The organism is Youngiibacter multivorans (assembly GCF_017873395.1).
In the GTDB taxonomy this organism is placed as follows: Bacteria; Bacillota; Clostridia; order Clostridiales; family Clostridiaceae; genus Youngiibacter; species Youngiibacter multivorans.
The window spans coordinates 25,360-44,651 of sequence record NZ_JAGGKC010000028.1; the positions used below are offsets into that span (position 1 = coordinate 25,360).

The 19,292-nt window shown below is 45.3% G+C and carries 19 protein-coding genes; 12 read left to right on the plus strand and 7 right to left on the minus strand.

What is annotated here, in order from left to right; translation table 11 throughout:
• The first annotated feature begins 10 nt into the window (after positions 1 to 10).
• The 6 genes from J2Z34_RS14170 to J2Z34_RS14195 all read left to right on the plus strand — a co-directional run bounded on the left by J2Z34_RS14170 (position 11) and on the right by J2Z34_RS14195 (position 4,325).
• Complete coding sequence (locus J2Z34_RS14170; RefSeq protein WP_209460521.1) at positions 11 to 883, plus strand: RnfABCDGE type electron transport complex subunit D; 873 nt, start codon at positions 11 to 13, stop codon at positions 881 to 883.
• On the plus strand, positions 883 to 1,890 hold the full coding sequence (locus tag J2Z34_RS14175) for an FMN-binding protein (RefSeq protein ID WP_209460522.1): 1,008 nt from the start codon (positions 883 to 885) through the stop codon (positions 1,888 to 1,890). The genes J2Z34_RS14170 and J2Z34_RS14175 overlap by 1 nt, the downstream gene beginning before the upstream one ends.
• 9 nt (positions 1,891 to 1,899) lie before the next feature.
• Positions 1,900 to 2,586 (plus strand): electron transport complex subunit RsxE, encoded by a 687-nt coding sequence (gene rsxE / locus J2Z34_RS14180; RefSeq protein ID WP_209460523.1) that lies wholly within the window; start codon positions 1,900 to 1,902, stop codon positions 2,584 to 2,586.
• A 1-nt stretch (position 2,587) separates the two neighbouring features.
• On the plus strand, positions 2,588 to 3,166 hold the full coding sequence (gene rsxA / locus J2Z34_RS14185) for an electron transport complex subunit RsxA (RefSeq protein ID WP_209460524.1): 579 nt from the start codon (positions 2,588 to 2,590) through the stop codon (positions 3,164 to 3,166).
• A 12-nt stretch (positions 3,167 to 3,178) separates the two neighbouring features.
• Complete coding sequence (locus J2Z34_RS14190) at positions 3,179 to 4,012, plus strand: RnfABCDGE type electron transport complex subunit B (RefSeq protein ID WP_209460525.1); 834 nt, start codon at positions 3,179 to 3,181, stop codon at positions 4,010 to 4,012.
• Positions 4,013 to 4,094: 82 nt separating this feature from the next.
• Positions 4,095 to 4,325 (plus strand): hypothetical protein, encoded by a 231-nt coding sequence (locus tag J2Z34_RS14195; protein WP_209460526.1) that lies wholly within the window; start codon positions 4,095 to 4,097, stop codon positions 4,323 to 4,325.
• A gap of 55 nt (positions 4,326 to 4,380) precedes the next feature.
• Here the strand turns inward: J2Z34_RS14195 and fabG are convergent, their stop codons facing one another.
• The 5 genes from fabG to J2Z34_RS14220 all read right to left on the minus strand — a co-directional run bounded on the left by fabG (position 4,381) and on the right by J2Z34_RS14220 (position 11,249).
• Complete coding sequence (fabG, locus tag J2Z34_RS14200) at positions 4,381 to 5,121, minus strand: 3-oxoacyl-[acyl-carrier-protein] reductase (RefSeq protein WP_209460527.1); 741 nt, start codon at positions 5,119 to 5,121, stop codon at positions 4,381 to 4,383.
• Positions 5,122 to 5,208: 87 nt separating this feature from the next.
• Entirely contained in the window at positions 5,209 to 6,495 is a 1,287-nt protein-coding gene (locus tag J2Z34_RS14205; protein ID WP_209460528.1) for a GntP family permease, read from the minus strand.
• Between the two features lie 64 nt (positions 6,496 to 6,559).
• On the minus strand, positions 6,560 to 8,107 hold the full coding sequence (locus tag J2Z34_RS14210) for an acyl CoA:acetate/3-ketoacid CoA transferase (RefSeq protein WP_209460529.1): 1,548 nt from the start codon (positions 8,105 to 8,107) through the stop codon (positions 6,560 to 6,562).
• 305 nt (positions 8,108 to 8,412) lie between these two features.
• On the minus strand, positions 8,413 to 9,882 hold the full coding sequence (locus J2Z34_RS14215) for a sigma-54 interaction domain-containing protein (RefSeq protein WP_342453194.1): 1,470 nt from the start codon (positions 9,880 to 9,882) through the stop codon (positions 8,413 to 8,415).
• Positions 9,883 to 10,070: 188 nt separating this feature from the next.
• A complete protein-coding gene (locus J2Z34_RS14220; RefSeq protein ID WP_209460530.1) occupies positions 10,071 to 11,249 on the minus strand; it encodes an acetyl-CoA C-acetyltransferase in 1,179 nt (392 codons plus the stop codon).
• Between the two features lie 212 nt (positions 11,250 to 11,461).
• Between J2Z34_RS14220 and J2Z34_RS14225 the strand changes: the two genes are divergently transcribed.
• From J2Z34_RS14225 to ymfI, 4 genes are all read left to right on the plus strand, one after another.
• Positions 11,462 to 12,301, plus strand: coding sequence for a 3-hydroxybutyryl-CoA dehydrogenase (locus tag J2Z34_RS14225; protein ID WP_425348053.1), 840 nt, complete (start codon positions 11,462 to 11,464; stop codon positions 12,299 to 12,301).
• A 356-nt stretch (positions 12,302 to 12,657) separates the two neighbouring features.
• On the plus strand, positions 12,658 to 13,080 hold the full coding sequence (locus J2Z34_RS14230; RefSeq protein ID WP_209460532.1) for an NfeD family protein: 423 nt from the start codon (positions 12,658 to 12,660) through the stop codon (positions 13,078 to 13,080).
• The gene (locus J2Z34_RS14235; RefSeq protein WP_209460533.1) at positions 13,080 to 14,021 is read left to right on the plus strand and encodes an SPFH domain-containing protein; all 942 of its coding nucleotides are present in this window, start codon (positions 13,080 to 13,082) and stop codon (positions 14,019 to 14,021) included. The genes J2Z34_RS14230 and J2Z34_RS14235 overlap by 1 nt, the downstream gene beginning before the upstream one ends.
• Before the next feature lie 89 nt (positions 14,022 to 14,110).
• Complete coding sequence (gene ymfI / locus J2Z34_RS14240; protein WP_209460534.1) at positions 14,111 to 14,839, plus strand: elongation factor P 5-aminopentanone reductase; 729 nt, start codon at positions 14,111 to 14,113, stop codon at positions 14,837 to 14,839.
• Between the two features lie 41 nt (positions 14,840 to 14,880).
• Here ymfI and J2Z34_RS14245 read toward each other — a convergent pair whose 3' ends face one another.
• The gene (locus J2Z34_RS14245) at positions 14,881 to 16,365 is read right to left on the minus strand and encodes a HAMP domain-containing sensor histidine kinase (RefSeq protein WP_209460535.1); all 1,485 of its coding nucleotides are present in this window, start codon (positions 16,363 to 16,365) and stop codon (positions 14,881 to 14,883) included.
• Entirely contained in the window at positions 16,358 to 17,032 is a 675-nt protein-coding gene (locus J2Z34_RS14250; RefSeq protein ID WP_209460536.1) for a response regulator transcription factor, read from the minus strand. Before J2Z34_RS14250 ends, J2Z34_RS14245 begins: the two co-directional genes overlap by 8 nt.
• A gap of 288 nt (positions 17,033 to 17,320) precedes the next feature.
• Here J2Z34_RS14250 and J2Z34_RS14255 point away from each other — a divergent pair, with 288 nt between their 5' ends.
• Together J2Z34_RS14255 and J2Z34_RS14260 are read left to right on the plus strand one after the other, a co-directional pair.
• Positions 17,321 to 18,046, plus strand: coding sequence for a class I SAM-dependent methyltransferase (locus J2Z34_RS14255; protein WP_209460537.1), 726 nt, complete (start codon positions 17,321 to 17,323; stop codon positions 18,044 to 18,046).
• Positions 18,047 to 18,056: 10 nt separating this feature from the next.
• On the plus strand, positions 18,057 to 19,292 hold the full coding sequence (locus J2Z34_RS14260) for a M16 family metallopeptidase (protein WP_209460538.1): 1,236 nt from the start codon (positions 18,057 to 18,059) through the stop codon (positions 19,290 to 19,292).

The window sequence follows — 19,292 nt, forward strand, 5'->3', positions numbered from 1 at the left end:
GAGGGGAAACATGGAAAACAGAATATTAACAGTAGCTTCATCACCTCATATCAAATCCTCTCTGAGGGTAAGCACGATCATGAGAGATGTGCTGATAGCTCTTTTGCTCCCTGCAGCTGCAGGAGTATATTTCAATGGAATAGAAGGACTTTATCTGATAGCTGCAACAATAGCATCAGCTGTAGTCTCTGAGCTCGTATTTTCAAAGATAATGAGGAGGCCTCATACCTTAGGTGACCTGTCAGCGGTGGTTACCGGTTTGGTCACTGCACTGGTGCTTCCACTTGCTACACCGCTTTGGGTAGCAGGAATATCTTCCTTATTTGCAATAATCGTTGTAAAGTGCCTTTTCGGGGGACTTGGGCAGAACTTCATGAATCCGGCAGTAACCGGAAAGATCTTCGTTGCGACTGCATACGGCAGACTTATGACTACTGTTCCATTCTCTTCAGACGATGCAATGACAAGACTACTTGGACAGGCGGGAGGAAACCTCGGTGAGGCTTCAGTTGCCGCCATAATAATCGGAGGTATCTACCTTATCGTAAGAGGTGTGATACGTGCCAGGATTCCAGTGACAATTATTGTCATTAGCTTGTTATACTCTGCAATAGTCCTTGGTGATGTAACAGTTCTCGGACTGAACGGAAGTGTATATCTTGCAGCGTTCTTCCTTGCCACTGATTATGCAAGTTCAGCGACTACAAATGAAGGTAAGCTTGTATTTGCAGCAGTGGTCGGACTTCTGGGCAGCCTTTTCATAGGAAAATCCGGGAATGCCGAAGGTATTTATTATGCCGTAATACTTGGCAATATCTTCGCACCATTCATCGATACCTTCTTCAAGGGAAAAGTTGACACCAAAAAGGAGGCAAACGCATAATGGACAAGGTCAAATCAAGTAACAAGGATTTTATGGAATGGCTGAAGCTTGGATTGGTCCTGGTAGTCATTACTGCTGTTGTCGCCGTAATAATGGCTTATATCAATACCTCGACCAAGGACATCATAGCAAAGAACAACATGATCAAGCAGGAAGACCTCGAATATGTCATGGCTGGAGCTGATGATGTTGCAGCATACGGCGGTACTATGCCGGGTGAGGATTCCAGTATTAAGGAAATCTATGAGGCCAAGGCTGGCGGAAGCGTTATGGGCTATGTATACAAAGTATCAGTCCAGGGCTACAAGGAAATGGTTGACGTTCTTGTTGGCATAAAGACAGATGGAAACATCGGTGCAGCTAAGGTAACAAAGCTCGCTGAAACTCCTGGCCTTGGTGCTCTTGTACAGGAACCCAAGTACATCGACCAATATACTGGTAAGCCAATTGCTGAGAGCTTCAAGGTTGTGAAGGCTGCACCTGCCAATCCGAATGAGATTGAGTCAGTTTCGGGCGCAACCATTTCATCGAATGCGGTTGCCACAGCGATAAACGATGCTGTTAACCACTATAAGACAGAAATAAAGGGTGAGGCCGTGGTTGAAGAGCCTAAGTCAGAGCCTACTATCGAAAACATGCTTCTTGATGGCGATGCCATGGAAGAAATGACCGGAGACCTTAAGACTCTGAAAGTAACCAAGGCTGGAGCAGTCACAGGCTATATAGTCTATGGCGAAGGCAAGGGCTACTATGACACACCAATCATCGTTGCAGTTGGTTTCGACCTTGCGACGAAGAAGATAACAAACATTATGGTAACCGAACAGAACGAGACACAGGGTCTTGGAACTGCAATCACAGATGTTGAATTCAGTGAAATGTTCCAGGGCAAAGATGCGCAGGCTCAAAAGATTGAAGTATACTCAGGCGCATCAGTAAGCTCCGAAGGTGCCATAAAGGCAATAAACGCCGCTATAACATACTTCAACGATGTTCTGGCGAAGTAGGGGGTTGACATGGGAAAATATTTTGAAAGAATAACTAACGGACTATTCAAAGAAAACACCATATTCGTACAGCTTATAGCCATGTGTCCGCTACTGGCAGTTTCAACAAGCCTTGTGAATGCAATAGGAATGGGAGTGGCAGCAACAGCTGTCCTCATATTCTCAAACCTGTTCATTTCACTTCTCAGAAACTTCATACCGGACAAGGTTAGAATACCCGCATTCATTGTAGTCATAGCTGGTTTCGTATCAGCGGTTGACATGCTAATGGCAGCTTACACGGTTGATCTCTATAATTCGCTTGGAATATTCATTCCGCTTATAGTTGTTAACTGCGTAATACTCGGAAGAGCAGAAGCATATGCCAGCAAGAATCCACCCCTGCTTTCGATTTTTGACGGAATAGGTATGGGACTTGGTTTCACTCTGGCTCTTTCAGCACTGGGTGCTACAAGGGAAATTCTCGGAGCCGGAACTCTTCTCGGAATAAAAGTAACTCCAGACTTCTTCCAGCCTGCCAATGTCTTCATTCTGCCTCCAGGAGCTTTCCTGGTACTCGGTATGATGATGGCATTCCTCAACAGCAGGAAAATCAAGAAGGGCGAAGCAGCACTGAAGCTTCACGATGATGCTCTGCTTCTAGCTATGGTCGGTGCAGATGCAAAGCCAAATTTGACATCTGAGGAGGAGAACTAGAATGGGAGAACTGTTTGTAATATTTCTTAATGCGGCTCTTATAAACAACTTCGTGCTTTCAAAGTTCCTTGGTATATGTTCTTTCCTTGGAGTTTCCAAGAAAAGGGATGCAGCTATAGGAATGGGCCTGGCGGTAACGTTCGTCATGGCTATGGCATCTGCCGGAGCATGGCTGATAGATACTTTCCTTCTCAATCCGTTCGAGCTCGGATATCTGAGAAGTATAGCGTTCATACTTGTTATTGCTGCGCTTGTTCAGTTCGTTGAGATGGTAATTAAGAAGATCAGCCCCGGACTTTACAAGGCTCTTGGAATCTACCTGCCGCTCATAACCACGAACTGTGCCGTTCTAGGTGTGGCCCTGCTCAATACACAGGAGTCGTACACATTCATAGGCAGCATAGTCAATGGAGTTGGAGCTGCTGCCGGTTACTTCCTGGCAATCGTCCTTATGGCTTCCATAAGAGAGAGACTGGAAAAAGTCAGCTCGATACCTGTTGCATTCAAGGGACTGCCATTGACCCTGGTCATTGCCAGCCTTATGTCACTTGGGTTCCTGGGATTCCAGGGACTTATATAGGGGGGTATTGAGATGAAGGAAGTGTTGACAGCCGTAGCGGTGCTCTCATCGCTGGGTCTGGTATTCGGAGTTCTTCTTGGATTCGCCTCCAAGGTATTTGAAGTCAAACAAAATCCACTCGTAGGTGACGTCCTGATGGTTCTGCCAGGTGTAAACTGTGGCGGATGCGGTTATGCAGGATGCGAGCAGTATGCAATCGCTGTAGCAGACAACGGAGAAGTTCCTACTCTCTGTTCAGTCGGCGGATCACCAGTGGCTCTTAAGATCGGCGATCTCATGGGAGTCAAGGTTTCCGCAAGTGAAAAGATGGTCGCATATGTCAAGTGTAACGGAGATTGCGACAAAGCAAAGCAGAAGTATGAGTACCATGGAATCATGGACTGTACAAGCGCAGCCGCACTCCCAGGAGGCGGAGCGAAATCATGCTCTTATGGATGTCTCGGACTTGGAACCTGTGTAAAGGCATGTGAGTTCGATGCTATCAGGATAATAGATGGAATCGCCATAATTGATGAATCAAAATGCACCAATTGTGGAGCATGCATGAAGGTCTGCCCTAAGAACCTCATCGAATCAGTTCCTGAGAACTCAAGGGTCAGGGTTGCATGCAATTCCAACGATTCTGCCAAGGATACCATGGGAAGCTGTAAGGTAGGCTGCATAGCCTGCAAGAAGTGCGAGAAGGCGTGTGAGTTCGATGCTGTGCATGTGAATGACAACCTCTCGAAGATAGATTACTCAAAGTGCACACAGTGCAAGGCTTGCGTTAAGGCATGTCCTACAGCATCCATTGAAGATATATTCCAGATCAGCAAGGTAGAAAAGAAATCAAAGGCAACTGCATAAAGAAATCAGGAGGACATGGATATGTCCTCCTTTCTTTTTAGGATATAATTGAGTCATAAATGAACTGACTGGATGTGATGATATGGTTCCATGGCTTTACCTGGCAGCGGGTGTGGCAGCTGCCGCCCTGATATTTGTACTGCGTAACTGGAAGGGGAGCAATTCTTCTGGAAACGACCCTATAGGTGCAGCAGCGGCATTTCTCATAATAATGGGAGTCATATTCGGTGAAAATGAGAACCTTGCTTATGGTTTCATCGGATTTGGAGCTGCGCTTTTTGTATTGCTCCAGATTGTCAAGCCAAAGAAGTAGGGGAGAAGTCTGAAATAGTCTATATTACAAAGGCCGGCAAAACCGGCCTTTATTGTTATAGTACCACTCCACCATCTACAGACAGAACAGTTCCTGTTATGAATGATGCTTCTTCTGATGCGAGGAACGCGTAAGCATTTGCAATGTCTTCCGGAGTTCCGAGCCTTCTCAGAGGAGCCTTGCCTTCCATCATCTCTATGACCTTCTCAGGCATCTTCTTGACCATAGGGGTTGCTATGAATCCTGGTGCAATGGCATTGACCCTGATATTCTTCTTACCGAGCTCCTTGGCCCAGGTCTTGGTCATTCCGATTACGCCCCACTTGGTAGCTGCATAATTTGTCTGTCCAAAGTTGCCGTAAAGGCCAACAACTGAAGATGCATTAAGAACAACACCACCGCCATTGTCGGACATTACCGGAACTACAATCTGCGTGCAGTTGAATACTCCCTTGAGGTTGACATCAATTACCTTGTCGAAATCCTCTTCAGGCATCTTGACAAGCTGGTTGTCTGCGGTTATTCCTGCATTGTTGACTAGTACGTCTATCTTTCCCCACTTGGATACCACATCGTCGACCATAGTCTTAATCTGGTCCCTGTTGACTACATTGACTTCGTATGCCAGAAACTCTGCGTTCATTTCCTTTAGCTCAGCTGAAATTTCATCCATCGAGCCGAGTCTTACATCGCAGATTACAACCTTAGCGCCTTCGGCAGCAAACTTCAATGCAGTGGCTTTACCAATACCCTGAGCCGCTCCAGTGACAATAGATACTTTTCCCTCTAATCTCATGTTAACCTCCCTAACTGGTATATTTTCCTTTAAATGAGAGGAATATGCATTTCTGCATATTCCTTAATTTTTGCTAGGTTTTATGTCTTACAGTATTCCGAATCCTGCGTAAAGTACGATACAGATTGCAGTTGCGATTATTGGATTTACAAGGCTAGTCATCATTATATCGATATATGAATCCTTGTGTGTAAGTCCAGTAACAGCCAGCAGAGTCAGGACAGCTCCATTGTGGGGGAGTGTGTCAAGTCCGCCTGATGAGAGTGAAGCTATTCTATGGAGAGCTTCAGGTGAAACACCTGTTGTTGTCGCAAGCTCCATGTACTTTGCTCCAAGTGCCTCAAGTGCTATTCCCATACCGCCTGATGCCGATCCAGTTGCTCCAGCAAGTACATTTACTGCAACAGCTTCAGATATGAGTATATTTCCCTTTATTCCAAGGAGAAGGTTTGTAAGGTCCTTGAATCCTGGTACGGCTTTAACAACCGAACCGAATCCAACAGCTGCTGATGTATTGATGATAGCGAGTACTGATCCTGCTGCGCCGTCGTTGATGGTCTTCTGAAGATTCTTAAGCCTAGTGAATCCTACTGCTATACCAACAATTATTCCGGCAGCAAGAGCTACGACGATGTTCTGCTTGAGAACATTGAGGACAACTACGACAACGATAAGAGGAAGTATTGCAAGGGCTGGATTCATGAGGTGCTCGTGGTCTACAGACTCAAGCTTCTTATCTGGCTCAACAAAGCCTTCTCCCTTTGCTTCATACTGCTTCTCTCTATAGGTCAGCCATAACATACCAAATACGAGCATAGCGATAGTTGCAACGATACCAAGTATCGGAGCAGCTGTTGCGGTAGTTCCGAAATACTTCATCGGAATGAGGTTCTGTATCTGTGGTGAACCAGGAACTGCTGTCATCGTAAATCCGAATGCACCAAGAGCTATTGCTCCAGGAATAAGCTTCCTTGTTATGTTAGCTTCCCTGAAGAGTGCAAGTGCGAGTGGATATACTGCGAAAACAACAACGAACAGGGATATTCCACCGTAGGTAAGTACTGCACAACCAAGGACAATTGCAAGCATTGCCCTCTTCGCTCCAAGTACCTTTGCGATCCATGAAGCTATGGACCTTGCCGCACCGGATTCATCCATTATCTTACCGAAAATCGCACCAAGCATGAATGTAGGGAACCATGATTTTGTGAATCCTACGAATCCAGTCATGTATGTGTCGGTGTACATCGGAAGGAGATCAAGACCTCCAGTGAGTCCAACGACAAGTGCGCAGATAGGAGCTATCCATATGATGGACATGCCTCTGTACGCGAGGAACATAAGTAGTGCAAGACCTAAGAAAATACCAAACATTTTACTCCTCCTTATAATGAAGATTATATAATATAAATATTATATACTAGTAGTAAGTGGGGGATTACAGTACCAGTTTCATTGGTTCCGGTCTGAAGATCCTCTCGTCCATGATCTTCAAATCGGGTGATATGCCGGGCTCGAAATCCATCTGGTCAAGTATGTCCTTCTGAAGTTCTACACCTGGAGCAATTTCTGTAAGCACAAGTCCTTCCTGTGTCAGCTCGAAAACGGCTCTTTCAGTTACATAAAGCACTTCCTGCCTGATTTCCTTTGCATATTCGCCAGAGAAGGTGATCTGCTCTACATCCTTAAGGAATTTCTTTACTTTTCCTTCCTTGTTGATGATGAGCCTTCCGTCGCCGACAGCAAGTTCAAGTCCGCCTGCGGTGAATGTTCCGCAGAATATGACCTTCTTGGCATTCTGTGTGATGTTGATGAATCCGCCGGCTCCAGCTATTTTCGGTCCGAACTTGCTGACGTTGATGTTTCCGATCCTGTCGCACTGCGCAAGGCCTAGATATGCCACGTCAAGTCCGCCGCCGTCATAGAAATCGAACTGGTAGGGCTGGTCGATGATCGCTTCTGCATTTGTAGCTGCGCCGAAACTCAGACCGCCTGCAGGTATTCCGCCTATAGGACCAGGTTCTACTGTAAGCATCAGGCCCTGAATATTCTCCTCGTTTGCCACTATGGAGACTCCCTCAGGCATTCCGATACCGAGATTGATGATCGCATGAGGAACTAGTTCCATTGCGCATCTTCTGGCTATGACCTTTCTTTCGTCAAGTTCAAGAGGCTTGACAGAGTTTACAGGCACCTTGACTCCTCCGGTATAAGCTACATTGAAAGCTTCTGAGAATGTCTGCATATGGTTCTTCATGTCCGCGACTTCAACAATCGCATCCACATAGATCCCAGGCACCTTTACCATCCTTGCGTCGAGGGTTCCTGCCTTGACAACCTTTTCGACCTGTACTATGACAGTTCCGCCAGAGTTGTAGGCTGCCTGAGCCAGTGAAAGGGCTTCAAGAGTTCCTGCTTCCTTCTCCATCGTTACGTTGCCTTTTTCATCAGCATATGTACCTCTGATAAGTGCCACGTTGATAGGGAAGTACTTGTAGAGAAGGTATTCCTCTCCGGCAACTGTGATCAGTTCAACAATATCCTCAGTTGTCTTTGTGTTGAGCTTGCCACCTTCGACCCTTGGATCCACGAAAGTCTTCATACCTACCTTTGTGATCATTCCGGCTCTCTTGGCAGCTATCTCCCTGAACAGTTGAGATATGGTTCCCTGTGGAAGGTTATAGGCTTCGATCTTGTTATCCATCGCAAGCTTCTGTACCTTCGGTACCAGGTTCCAGTGACCGCCGATTACTCTCTTCAGCAGGCCTTCGTGACCAAGATGATTCAGTCCTCTTTCTTTTCCATCGCCTTGTCCGGCTGCATAGACCAGTGTGAGGTCCCTTGGCTCACTTGTTTCAACGAACCTTGCTTCAAGAGCTGCTTCGACTTCCTCAGGAACAGCGTTTCCTACGAATCCGCTTGTAGCTACAGTATCTCCTGATTTGATCAGTTTTACAGCTTCCGCTGCAGTCAAAAACTTAACCAATTATTTTCCTCCTTTCGATATATTACAAAATACTATATGCAAGATTCGTGCCAAGAGGAGAAATAGGGTGTTTTTATGCTTTTTTGTACTTTTTTCGTTCAAAAACCCTGATAAAAGTAAACATTTGCAATGAAGTGAATCTCGAAACCTGAAAAACCTTTCATGTTGTGTCCAGATTTTGTACAGTATTTTTTGTTAAAGTTTAAACGTTTTCATAGAATTGATGAATCTCAACGTTTTGTAGGTTTGCTTTATAAAAAAGTGAATAACTGTACAGAATATTTACACTGTCCATAAAATGCACACTACAATCCATATGCCTTCATCTTCTCATAAAGGCTGGTTCTGCTTATATCAAGTTTCAGTGCAGCCCTGAGCTTGTTTCCTTTAAATTCTTCAAGGGCATCTTTTATCGCCTTTTTTTCGATTTCCTGGGTTATTTCCTTCAGCGAGCCTTCCATCCTGATTGGCACTATCCTTCCACCTGCATGATTGTCATGCCTGGATACGCTTTGGGTAATGTATCTGGGCAGCTGTTCGATTCCAATGGCTGCCTGCTTGTCAACAAGGTTCAGTGCCCGTTCTATAAGGTTACCCAGTTCCCTGATGTTACCAGGCCAATCGTAGGCAGAGAGGGCAGTCATGGCATCATCTGAAATATCAGTGACGTGGCGTTCCATTTCAGAAGAGATGCTCTTCATTAAATGTCTGGCAAGAACAGGAATATCTTCCTTCCTTTCCCTAAGTGAGGGTATCTGTATGTTGATTACATTAAGCCTGTAATAAAGGTCTTCCCTGAAGGTCTTCAGCTTTATCATCTCTTCAAGGTTCCTGTTGGTTGCAGCGATTATCCTGACATCAACCTTCTGGCTCTTTGTTGCGCCTATCCTTTCAATTTCCCTTTCCTGTATGACCCTCAGAAGCTTCACCTGCATCGGCAGGGGAAGATCACCTATTTCATCAAGGAAAATGGTGCTCTTGTCAGCAAGCTCGAATTTTCCTGGCTTGCCGCCTTTCTTGGCTCCCGTGAACGCCCCCGATTCATATCCGAAAAGCTCAGATTCAAGCAGTTCGCTTGGGATGGATCCGCAGTTAACCTTTATCAGGGGATACTGGCTTCTCGGGCTTGCATTGTGTATCGCATGCGCGAAAAGCTCTTTACCGGTTCCACTTTCTCCAAGGATCAGCACATTGGACTTTGAGGGGCTAACCTTCATCGCCAGATCCTTTGCTCTCTTCATTGGAAGGCTTTCGCCAACAATGTTTTCAAAAGTATAGTTTCCTCCAAGGGCTTTCCTGAGCTCTGTCTTGTAGAACTCAAGCTGCTTTTCCATTGACTGTACGTGTTTGACATAAGAATCAAGCTCTGAAATGTCCCTGAATATTACCGATCCTACTGCGCCAACAAGCTTGTCGTTGTGGTACAGGGGAATCCTGTCAGCAACCATGAGGTTGCCCTTGATCTCCTGGATGTCGCCGATTTCCTTCTGCTCGGTCTGAGCCACGATATGCATCCTGGTGTTCTCGATGATCTCCGTAACATGCCTGCCTACTGCGTACTCCTGAGTCACACCCACGAATTCACAGTAGCTTTTGGTCATCATTATTATGTAGCCTTCAGTATCAACTACAACCATCCAATTATACAGCTTGTCGAATATCTGCCTGTATAGATTGAACATGAACTTGAGCTCAGGAGTAAATTCAGCTATTTCATTATGTTCTTCCCTGAAGAAGTTCAGCTTCAGATATTCATCTTTCCTTACTATTGACACTGTCCCACCTCAATCTTATTGTATTAAGCCATAGGCCATTTCTTTAATGATACTATTAATTCTATTTCATTATATCATTTTCAAGAAAAGTTATGTAATCGATATCTTCTGGAGCGTAACAATATCAGAGTATAAAAAAAGAGGGCAAATGCCCTCCAAACTATGCGGTAATATCAAATAAAATTAAATTATCTTCTGACTATGACTGTTGTTCCCATTCCTCCGCCTATGCAGAGAGTTGCAAGCCCTAAGTTAACATCTCTCTTCTTCATCTCATGGAGAAGGGTGATAAGTATCCTTGCTCCTGAGGCTCCTACAGGATGACCGAGGGAGATTGCTCCGCCATTGACATTTACCTTGTCTTTGTTCCACTTGAGTTCCTTGCCTACAGCAAGGGACTGGGCTGCAAAGGCCTCATTAGCCTCGATAAGGTCCATGTCATCTATAGTGAGTCCAGCCTTTTCAAGTGCCTTTCTCGATGAAGGTACAGGGCCTATTCCCATTATGGATGGATCCACTCCTGCGCTTGCAAAAGAAACTATTGTAGCCAATGGAGTTACTCCAAGCTCTTCAGCCTTTTCCTTTGACATCAGAACCAGAGCAGCCGCTCCATCATTTATTCCTGATGCATTTGCAGCAGTTACTGTACCATCCTTCTTGAACGCAGGTTTGAGCTTTGCCAATCCTTCGACTGTGACTCCCTTCTTGGGGAACTCATCAGTGTCAACAACCTTGGGATCACCCTTTCTTTGCGGGATAAGAACAGGTACTATCTCATCCTTGAATTTTCCTTCTTCAATTGCCTTCTCAGCCTTGTTCTGGCTCCATGCCGCGAATTCATCCTGATCTTCGCGGGTAATGGAGTACTTTTCCGCAAGATTTTCAGCTGTGACGCCCATATGATAGTTGTTGAAAACATCTGTCAGAGCATCCTTTATCAGGGAATCCACTGCCTTGTCGTCTCCCATCCTCATACCGAATCTGGCAGAGGGAAGAAGGTAAGGGGACATGCTCATGTTTTCGGTTCCACCTACAACAACTATGTCATTTTCACCTGACATGATGGTCTGGGCTCCCAATGCAACAGTCTTGAGTCCTGAACCGCAGAGCATGTTGATTGTAACTGCGGGAACCTCCTGTGGAATACCGGCCTTCATCGCTGCCTGTCTTGCTACACCCTGACCCAGTCCTGCCTGGAGAATGCAACCAAGATAAACATCCTGCACCTGGTCAGGAGTGATCCCTGCCCTTGACACCGCTTCTTTGACTGCTGCCGCTGCCAGGTCTACCGCTGATACATCCTTGAACTGGCCGCCGAAGCTGCCGATTGCAGTCCTTACACCGCTGGCTATTACTACTTCTCTCATTTCTACCTCCTGAAACATATTTTTATTGGCAATACCTTTATAGCAATTCTTATGCCAACTATGTATACGACTACAAAAATATGAATGTTTTTTCATGTATTTATTTCTAAACCTTTACATCTGACTTTTTTTTGAATATAGTCATTTTAGATACTATATCGAAAGGGGTGAAGAAAGTCAGGTGATGGTTATGCCATAACCTGATGAAAGGTATGAAAGTATTCGTTGTTGGAGCAGGAACCATGGGATCGGGCATTGCCCAGGCATTTGCGCAGGGTGGCTGGGAAGTAGGCATGTACGACGTTGCCGAAGGATTCGCAAGAAAGAGTCTTTCAGGCATGCTTGGAAGGCTTGCAAAGCAGGTTGAAAAAGGAAAGCTTTCGCAGGAAGAGTGTGACAGGATATCGGGGAGCCTGAAGGTTTACGATGATCTTTCTGGCGCAGCAGACTGTGACCTGGTGCTTGAGGCAGTAGTTGAGAAGATGGAGGTCAAGAAGGCACTTTTCAAGGATCTGGATTCGATTTGCAATGATACAGCCATTTTCGCTTCAAACACTTCATCCCTGTCAATAACTGAAATGGCTTCAGCTACAAAGAATCCAGGAAGAGTAATTGGAATGCACTTCTTCAATCCGGCACCAGTCATGAAGCTCGTTGAAATCATCCGGGGCCAGCTGGCTGATGCGGAGACCTTCAAGCGTGCAGTTGAATTTGCAAAGACAATTGGTAAAGATCCTGTAGAGGTTACAGAAGGTCCAGGCTTCGTAGTCAACAGGATACTCATCCCGATGATAAACGAAGCGATCGGAGTCCTTGCAGATGGCTTCGCCTCAGTTGAAGACATAGACAAGGCAATGAAGCTGGGAGCTAACCATCCTATGGGACCTTTGGCGCTGTCAGACCTTATCGGGAATGACATAATCCTTGCGATCATGGAAGTTCTCCATAAGGAAATGGGAACAGACAAATACGCTCCGCATCCGCTTCTTAGAAAGATGGTAAGGGCAGGACTGCTCGGAAAGAAGACAGGAAGGGGATTCTACCAGTATTGACCAATATGGGCCGCATCATTGCGGCTCTTTTGTTTTATTCTTAATACTGATATCAGTTCATCTGACCGTATGGTTACAAATTTGTAAATTAACTGTTTTGAAATATATTTCTATATATTTTGTGTTACTATGTAATAGAGCGGTTGAAACTGCCTTAAATAGCACTGTTGAGCGCCTCTTATTTAGACAGGGCTGAAAAGCGAAGATAAACCGAGAAAAACAGAGCCTGATGAAGATGAAACCAGCGGCTAATATAAAAGCAGTTGGGATTACCTTAAAATGCAGTATTTAATACCATATCACGCTTTGAGATGCTCTCTTATGCTGATATAATAAGACACAAGGAGGGATGAAACTTGAATTGGATTTGGTTGGTACTGATCATTGTCGTCGTAGCTTTTGACGTTGTAACCAGCAATGTGCTGCTGTCCTGGCTTATGGTGGGATTTGTCGCTGCATGGCTGGCAGGATTCTATGTTGAATTCACTTACCAGGTCCTGATAGCGGTTGTTCTTGGAATTGTATTCCTTGGAATAGGAAACAGCATTTCTGAAAAGTACATACGCAACAGGATTAAGAACGAACCCATACTCGTAGACAAGATAGTGGGGCAGGTCTTCATTGCTGAGGACAAGATCGAAAGGACATCACAGCAGAAGATCAACGGTATTTACTGGGCTATAGTGAACGATGGAGAGACCATTCTGCCTGGCGAGAGCTTCAGGGTAGTCGGTATAAAAGAGAACAAGCTAACAGTCGTGAAGGAGGAAAAGAAGTAATGGAATACATCATCGGTTTTGCAATTCTGGCACTCATCATACTCATTGTCCTTTTGACAAGCATAAAGGTAGTCAACACAGGGTATGTCTTCGTACTTGAAAGATTCGGACAGTTCTACAGGGTTCTGCAGCCTGGATGGCACGTCATAATCCCATTCGCTGACTTTGTCAGAAGAAGGATATCTATGAAACAGCAGATACTCGACATACAGCCTCAGAATGTAATAACAAAGGACAACGTAAAGATATCCGTGGATAACGTAATATTCTATCAGGTACTGAACGCAAAGGATGCGGTCTACAACATAGAGAATTATGTATCAGGTATCATGTACTCGACAATCACCAATATGAGAAACATAATCGGTGACATGACCCTTGACGAAGTTCTGGTAGGAAGAGACAAGATAAACCAGAAGCTTCTGAGCATAGTTGACTCGATAACTGATGCCTACGGAATCAAGATACTGTCAGTTGAAATCAAGAACATAGTTCCTCCTGAAGAAATCCAGAACGCCATGGAAAAGCAGATGAAGGCTGAAAGAGAGAAGAGAGCAGCCATCCTCATAGCTGAAGGTGACAGGAACTCCAGTATAGCCAGGGCAGAAGGAGAAAAGCAGAGCAACATCCTCCGTGCAGAAGCGGAGAAGGAGTCCAACATCAGAAGGGCTGAAGGACTCAGGGAATCACAGCTCCTCGAAGCTGAAGGTAAGGCGAGGGCAATCGATCTGATAGCCAAGGCTGAAGCACAGGCTATCATGGATGTCAACGGAGCAATCATAAATTCCGGAACTGACGCGAGAGTCATAGCTCTCAAGCAGGTAGAAGCTTTAAGGGATCTTTCAATGAATCCTGCAAACAAGCTCATACTCCCCGTAGATGCCATAGGCTCACTGGGAAGCATCGCAGCCATAGCAGATATCCTGAAGGGATCGAAGTAGAATTAAGGACAAAAAGGACGGATTTCCGTCCTTTTTCTTTATTAAATGAAAGCCTGACTGTATAATCGACTTTGAGAGGATGTGGTCATATGGCAAAGACAGCGCTCGTAACAGGAGCAAGCGGTGGAATCGGCGGAGCTATTGCAAAAAGGCTGAGTGAGATGGGATATAGCCTTATCCTCATGTACGGGACCAATGATGCCGGCATAACGGCACTTAAGGAAACACTGTCAGGCAACCCAAATGTTGAAGTCATAAGCTGCGACTTCAAAGATGGTGCAAAAATGAATTCAGTCTCGAGATTGTTATCTGAGAAGCATAAAGATGTTGAAGTTATAATACATGCAGCCGGCATATCGAAGCGGGAAATCTTCCATGAAATGTCCACGGAAGATTTCGAGAATCTGATTTCTGTAAACATCAAGCCCCTTTACTATATCTCAAGGGCATTAATACCTATGATGATTGAAAAAGGCACTGGTGACATAATTTCAATATCATCTATCTGGGGTTCCAGGGCTGCATCCTTGGAGGTTGCGTATGCCATGACAAAAGGTGCTCTTGAACAATTCACGAGAGGCCTTGCAGCCGAGCTTTCGCACATGGGGGTGAGGGTTAATGCCATAGCCCCTGGAGGTATAGACACCGAGATACTCTCAAACCTTTCAGTTTCAGAAAAGGATGAATTTCTTAGTGATATTCCCTTCAAGAGGCTTGGACGTCCTGAAGAGATTGCAGACCTTGTTGAATTCCTGCTTACAAAAGGCAGATACATGACAGGCCAGGTAATAACCATTGACGGGGGATATACATTATAGAAACTGACCTGGGAGTGAATTTCTCCCAGGTCATAATTAGCTTATAAGAACTTCACAGTGAATTCAATCCCCTTTGTTCCGTCAAGGGTAGTCACGTTCCTGATTCCATATTCAAAGCCATGCTTATCAAGTATGTTCCTTACGATTGAAAGGCCGAGGCCTGAAGATCCTTTTACACGCTGTCTGGATTTGTCCTTCTTGAAGAACTGCACCCAGATGTTCTGAAGGTCCTCCTCGGAAATGAACGCCGGGCTGTTTGTAACCTTCAAGATAGGTCCCATGACGGATTCATCGTCTGTCAAACTGATTGCTACTTTGCCATTCGTTCCGGTATAGGTTAGCGCATTCTTAAGTATGTTCCTCAATACTATCGTCATCTTCTCCTTGTCAGCCTCAATTTCCACTTCAGGATATATCCAGGATTCTATTGTAAGGTCCTGCCTGATGCCCTTGAATGCAGATTCAGTCTCAGTAATCAGTTTGCTCAGGTCAAAGCGCATGATATTCAGACTGAACGCCTCTGATTCAGTATATGAAAGCTCCAGCATATCTCTGATAAGCGCTTCCATGTTTCTTGATTCATCAAGGATTATTCCCAGATATTCCTTTGAGTCATCAATGACGACACCGTCAAGTATACCTTCAGCATAACCCTGTATAAGTGCAAGTGGTGTCTTCAGCTCATGGGATATGTCCCTTATGAAGTTTTTCCTCTGGTCTTCAAGCATGTCTTTCCGGTTAAGGTCCTCCTCAAGCAGAAGGTTCTTGGATTTAAGGTCTTCAAGCGCCAGCTGAAGGTTGGATGAAAGTGATGTAAGGCATCTGTCAAGGTCTCCAATCTCATCTGACCTTTTTGATGTGTCCCTTTCGACAAAGCTGAGGGATGCAAGCTTTGAAGCATCCTTTGCAAGCTTTCTCAGAGGCTTTGTGACCATCTTTGATACCACAACCGAAATCATGGCAGTCACAATGAGACCGCCTATGAAGAGGTATATGAAGAATTGCTTGATGGTTTCAGCCGACTCCCTGATCGGAATCATGGAGGATATGGATATAGCGATTGAATCGTCTATGGCAAGTACTGAAACAGGGACTGCAGAAAGGAAATATTTTATTCCTCTTGTCTCCTCCACATACTCCCTTGAAATTCCTGAAGTTCCGTACAATTCGTCCTTAACGGCTTCATTCAGTGCAATGTCATTGAAGAAGCTTCTGAGTATGTAGATGGAATTTTCATCGACATTTCCGCCTTTGGATGACATATACATAAGGTCGCCGGATCTGGTGTATATGAAAAGCCTTGCGGAATTCTTAGCCTCGTAGTCTGTTATGTCTCCAATGAAGCTTTCAGGCGAGCGGGGAGTGACCTCGGAAAATTCTACAAGATTCTCCCATAAGGCCTTCCTCTTGACATTCTCATAGTAGGTTTCAAAATAAAGGGTCATGAACAGCATGGAAAGCAGAAGGAGTGACGATACCATGACTGTGGTCAGAAATGCAAGCTTGTTGGTTATCGACCTAAACATTTTCTTCCACCAGGAACCTGTATCCAGTTCCTCTCACTGTCATTATGTAGCCCGAAGCTTTGCCCAGCTTCTCCCTGAGTCTTCTTATGCTGGTATCGACTGCTCTCAGGTCACCCTCATAGTCAATGCCCCAGACCCTGTCAAGAAGCGTTTCTCTGGAGAAAGCAATGTTGCTGTTCATTGCAAGGAAAAGCAGAAGCTCGTATTCCTTCTTTGTAAGCAGAGCTTCCTCACCTGAAACGAATATCCTCTGTGACCTGGTGTCAATGCTGAGAAAGCCTGCTTCAATCTTACCGTTTCTTCCTCCATCCTGCCTGGAGAAGAAAGCGTGAATCTTTGCCATAAGTACCTTTGGTGAAAATGGCTTGGTCACATAATCATCGGCTCCGGCCACATATCCCTCAAGCTTGTCAGTATCCTGACTCCTTGCCGTCAATACGATGACAGCTGTATCCTTTGTTTTCCTCAGCTCCTTCAGCATTGTCATGCCGTCCATGAATGGCATCATCATGTCGAGGAGTATCAGGTCATAGTCTCTGGTTAGTGCCTGCTTAAGGCCTTCGGCTCCGTCAGAGGCAAGTGTGACCTCGTAGCCTTCCTTCACCAGGTAATCCCTCAAAAGATTTCTCATCCTGACTTCGTCTTCAATTACGAGTATGTACTTCATTCAAACCACCCGTCCGTCGATTCCAGATAGCAGAACCATCTGAATCCATATTCTCATACTATTATATCATCCGGACCGTTTCTTGCACTTGTCCGGCTTTAAAGCAAATTCACTTCTTCTAAATGATAGCAGGTCAATGTGACAGGTCTGTTACATTTCTTTTCATTGTCTGAAGGCTCTGCAAGCTGTATAATGTTTAGATGGACGCATATTGAGTCTATTTCAAAACACAATCGATTTAAGGCCTTAAGAGAGATCTTGCCGACTATATAACGGGGAGGAATGGAATTGAAGTTTTATGAGATCCTTGCCACGCACTATGATGATATTTTCCCGCTGAGCGGCAACACTCTGTCTTTCCTTTCAGAAGGGCTGGAGCCGGAGGCCAAGGTGCTCGACGCTGCATGCGGCACTGGCACCTACGCAATCGCCCTTGCTGGAAAAGGCTTTCAGACAGTAGGTGTCGATATAGATGAATCAATGGTGGCAATTGCTGAAGCTAAGGCTGTCATGCTGGATGCAGACGCTGATTTCATAGTTTCTGACATGATGGACATTGACCTTGTCTGCACAGATGAGATGGATATGATCTTCTGCATCGGGAACTCCTTGGTACACCTTAAGGACAGGAAGCAGGCGCTTGACTTCATAAAGACATGTCACGGGCTTCTTACATCTGGCGGCAGGATAATTCTTCAGATAATCAACTACGACAGGATTCTCGACGAATCCATTACCAGCCTTCCGACTATCGAGGTGAGGGAAAAGGACATAACCTTCGTTAGGAACTACAAGCTGGATCCAGATACGATGAAGATTGAATTCAGGTCAAAGCTCAGGGTAGGTCCTGAAGAGGTGGGAAGCTCTGTAATGCTTCTTCCACTCAGAAGGTCTGAGCTAGAGGATATGCTGGAATCCGCCGGTTTCAAGTCAATAGAGTCATTTGGAGGCTTTGACGGAAGTGCATGGGACAAATCAAAACTACCTCTGGTTATGAGGGCAATAAAAGCTTAGGAGCCACTACATGATAGACAAAAAGAACAGCTGCAAGACGACTACCCTCGAAAACGGACTCCAGGTAGCGATCATCAAGAAGGATGGAGCTCTATTTTCCTGCAACATTGGAATTCGGACCGGAGCTCTTCATGAGGGTCCGACGCAGAAGGGTATATGTCATTTCCTTGAGCACATGATGTTCAAGGGCACAATCTTCCGAAACAACAAGACGCTGAATGAAGACCTTGAGTATCTCGGCGGCGATTACAATGCATTCACAGACTATATTTCAACTGTCTTCACGATAACCGCCCTTCAGGAGGAGATCTCCGAAGGTCTTGGGATACTAAGTGAGATGGTCAGATTTCCTGCATTTCCGGAAGATGAGATGGAAAAGGAGAAGGGTGTCGTACTTTCAGAGCTGAAAGCGACTCTTGACGACACCGAGTCACTTACTCTCAACCTGTTGAACCGGAAGGCATACAGGAAAAGTGGTCTTAGGACTGACATTCTCGGCACGAAAAATTGTATAAGCGGATTCACCAGGAAGAAGCTTGTTGACTTCCATTCAAAGCACTATGTTCCTGGTAACGCACTCTTGACCATTGTGTCACCACTCGAATTCAATCTCGTTCTTAAAATTGTCAGGGACATATTCGGTTCCTGGTATGGGGAAGCTCCTTTGAAGAAAGAGATTATTTTCGAGAAAAACCACCCAGGAAGGTTCAAATCATCAAAGCCAATGGAACAATCAGCGATTGGAATGCTATATACCTTCGAGATCGAGGAGGCTGAAAAGCTGCCGCTGCGCATACTAAACTACAAGCTCGGCAACTCCGCAAACTCAATGCTCTTCAGGAAGCTTCGTGAAGAGATGGGGCTGGCCTACGATGCTTATTCGGACCTTGACCTTACAGACAGGATCCAGAGCTTAACGATATACACTCAGGTCCACGACGACAGCACTGAAGTCGCCCTCGAAATTATCAGGGGCATTACCGAAGGCCTTGCAGCAGGCTCTGCAATAAACGAAAGGGACCTGGAGGTCATGAAGAAGGTAATGAAGACTGGTGTAATGTCCACGCTTGAAGACACTCACCACCTTTGTTCATGTATAATGGATGACCTGATCGACGGAGAAACACCGATGAAATTCCTTGAGGACATTGAGGACCTCGAGAAAGTAACCCTGGAAGATGTTTCAAGCGTTGCAGCAAAGGTGCTCACGGACCCTACCATATACATACTCAGGGCAGGTGACTGA

Coding starts and splice junctions, on each gene's coding strand:
- J2Z34_RS14175 (WP_209460522.1), top strand. CDS start 883: ATGGACAAGGTCAAATCAAGTAACAAGGATTTTATGGAATGGCTGAAG.
- ymfI (WP_209460534.1), top strand. CDS start 14,111: ATGGCAAAGACAGCGCTCGTAACAGGAGCAAGCGGTGGAATCGGCGGA.
- J2Z34_RS14260 (WP_209460538.1), top strand. CDS start 18,057: ATGATAGACAAAAAGAACAGCTGCAAGACGACTACCCTCGAAAACGGA.
- J2Z34_RS14190 (WP_209460525.1), top strand. CDS start 3,179: ATGAAGGAAGTGTTGACAGCCGTAGCGGTGCTCTCATCGCTGGGTCTG.
- J2Z34_RS14205 (WP_209460528.1), bottom strand. CDS start 6,495: ATGTTTGGTATTTTCTTAGGTCTTGCACTACTTATGTTCCTCGCGTAC.
- J2Z34_RS14170 (WP_209460521.1), top strand. CDS start 11: ATGGAAAACAGAATATTAACAGTAGCTTCATCACCTCATATCAAATCC.
- fabG (WP_209460527.1), bottom strand. CDS start 5,121: ATGAGATTAGAGGGAAAAGTATCTATTGTCACTGGAGCGGCTCAGGGT.
- J2Z34_RS14195 (WP_209460526.1), top strand. CDS start 4,095: ATGGTTCCATGGCTTTACCTGGCAGCGGGTGTGGCAGCTGCCGCCCTG.
- J2Z34_RS14245 (WP_209460535.1), bottom strand. CDS start 16,365: ATGTTTAGGTCGATAACCAACAAGCTTGCATTTCTGACCACAGTCATG.
- rsxE (WP_209460523.1), top strand. CDS start 1,900: ATGGGAAAATATTTTGAAAGAATAACTAACGGACTATTCAAAGAAAAC.
- rsxA (WP_209460524.1), top strand. CDS start 2,588: ATGGGAGAACTGTTTGTAATATTTCTTAATGCGGCTCTTATAAACAAC.
- J2Z34_RS14225 (WP_425348053.1), top strand. CDS start 11,462: ATGAAAGTATTCGTTGTTGGAGCAGGAACCATGGGATCGGGCATTGCC.
- J2Z34_RS14250 (WP_209460536.1), bottom strand. CDS start 17,032: ATGAAGTACATACTCGTAATTGAAGACGAAGTCAGGATGAGAAATCTT.
- J2Z34_RS14235 (WP_209460533.1), top strand. CDS start 13,080: ATGGAATACATCATCGGTTTTGCAATTCTGGCACTCATCATACTCATT.
- J2Z34_RS14220 (WP_209460530.1), bottom strand. CDS start 11,249: ATGAGAGAAGTAGTAATAGCCAGCGGTGTAAGGACTGCAATCGGCAGC.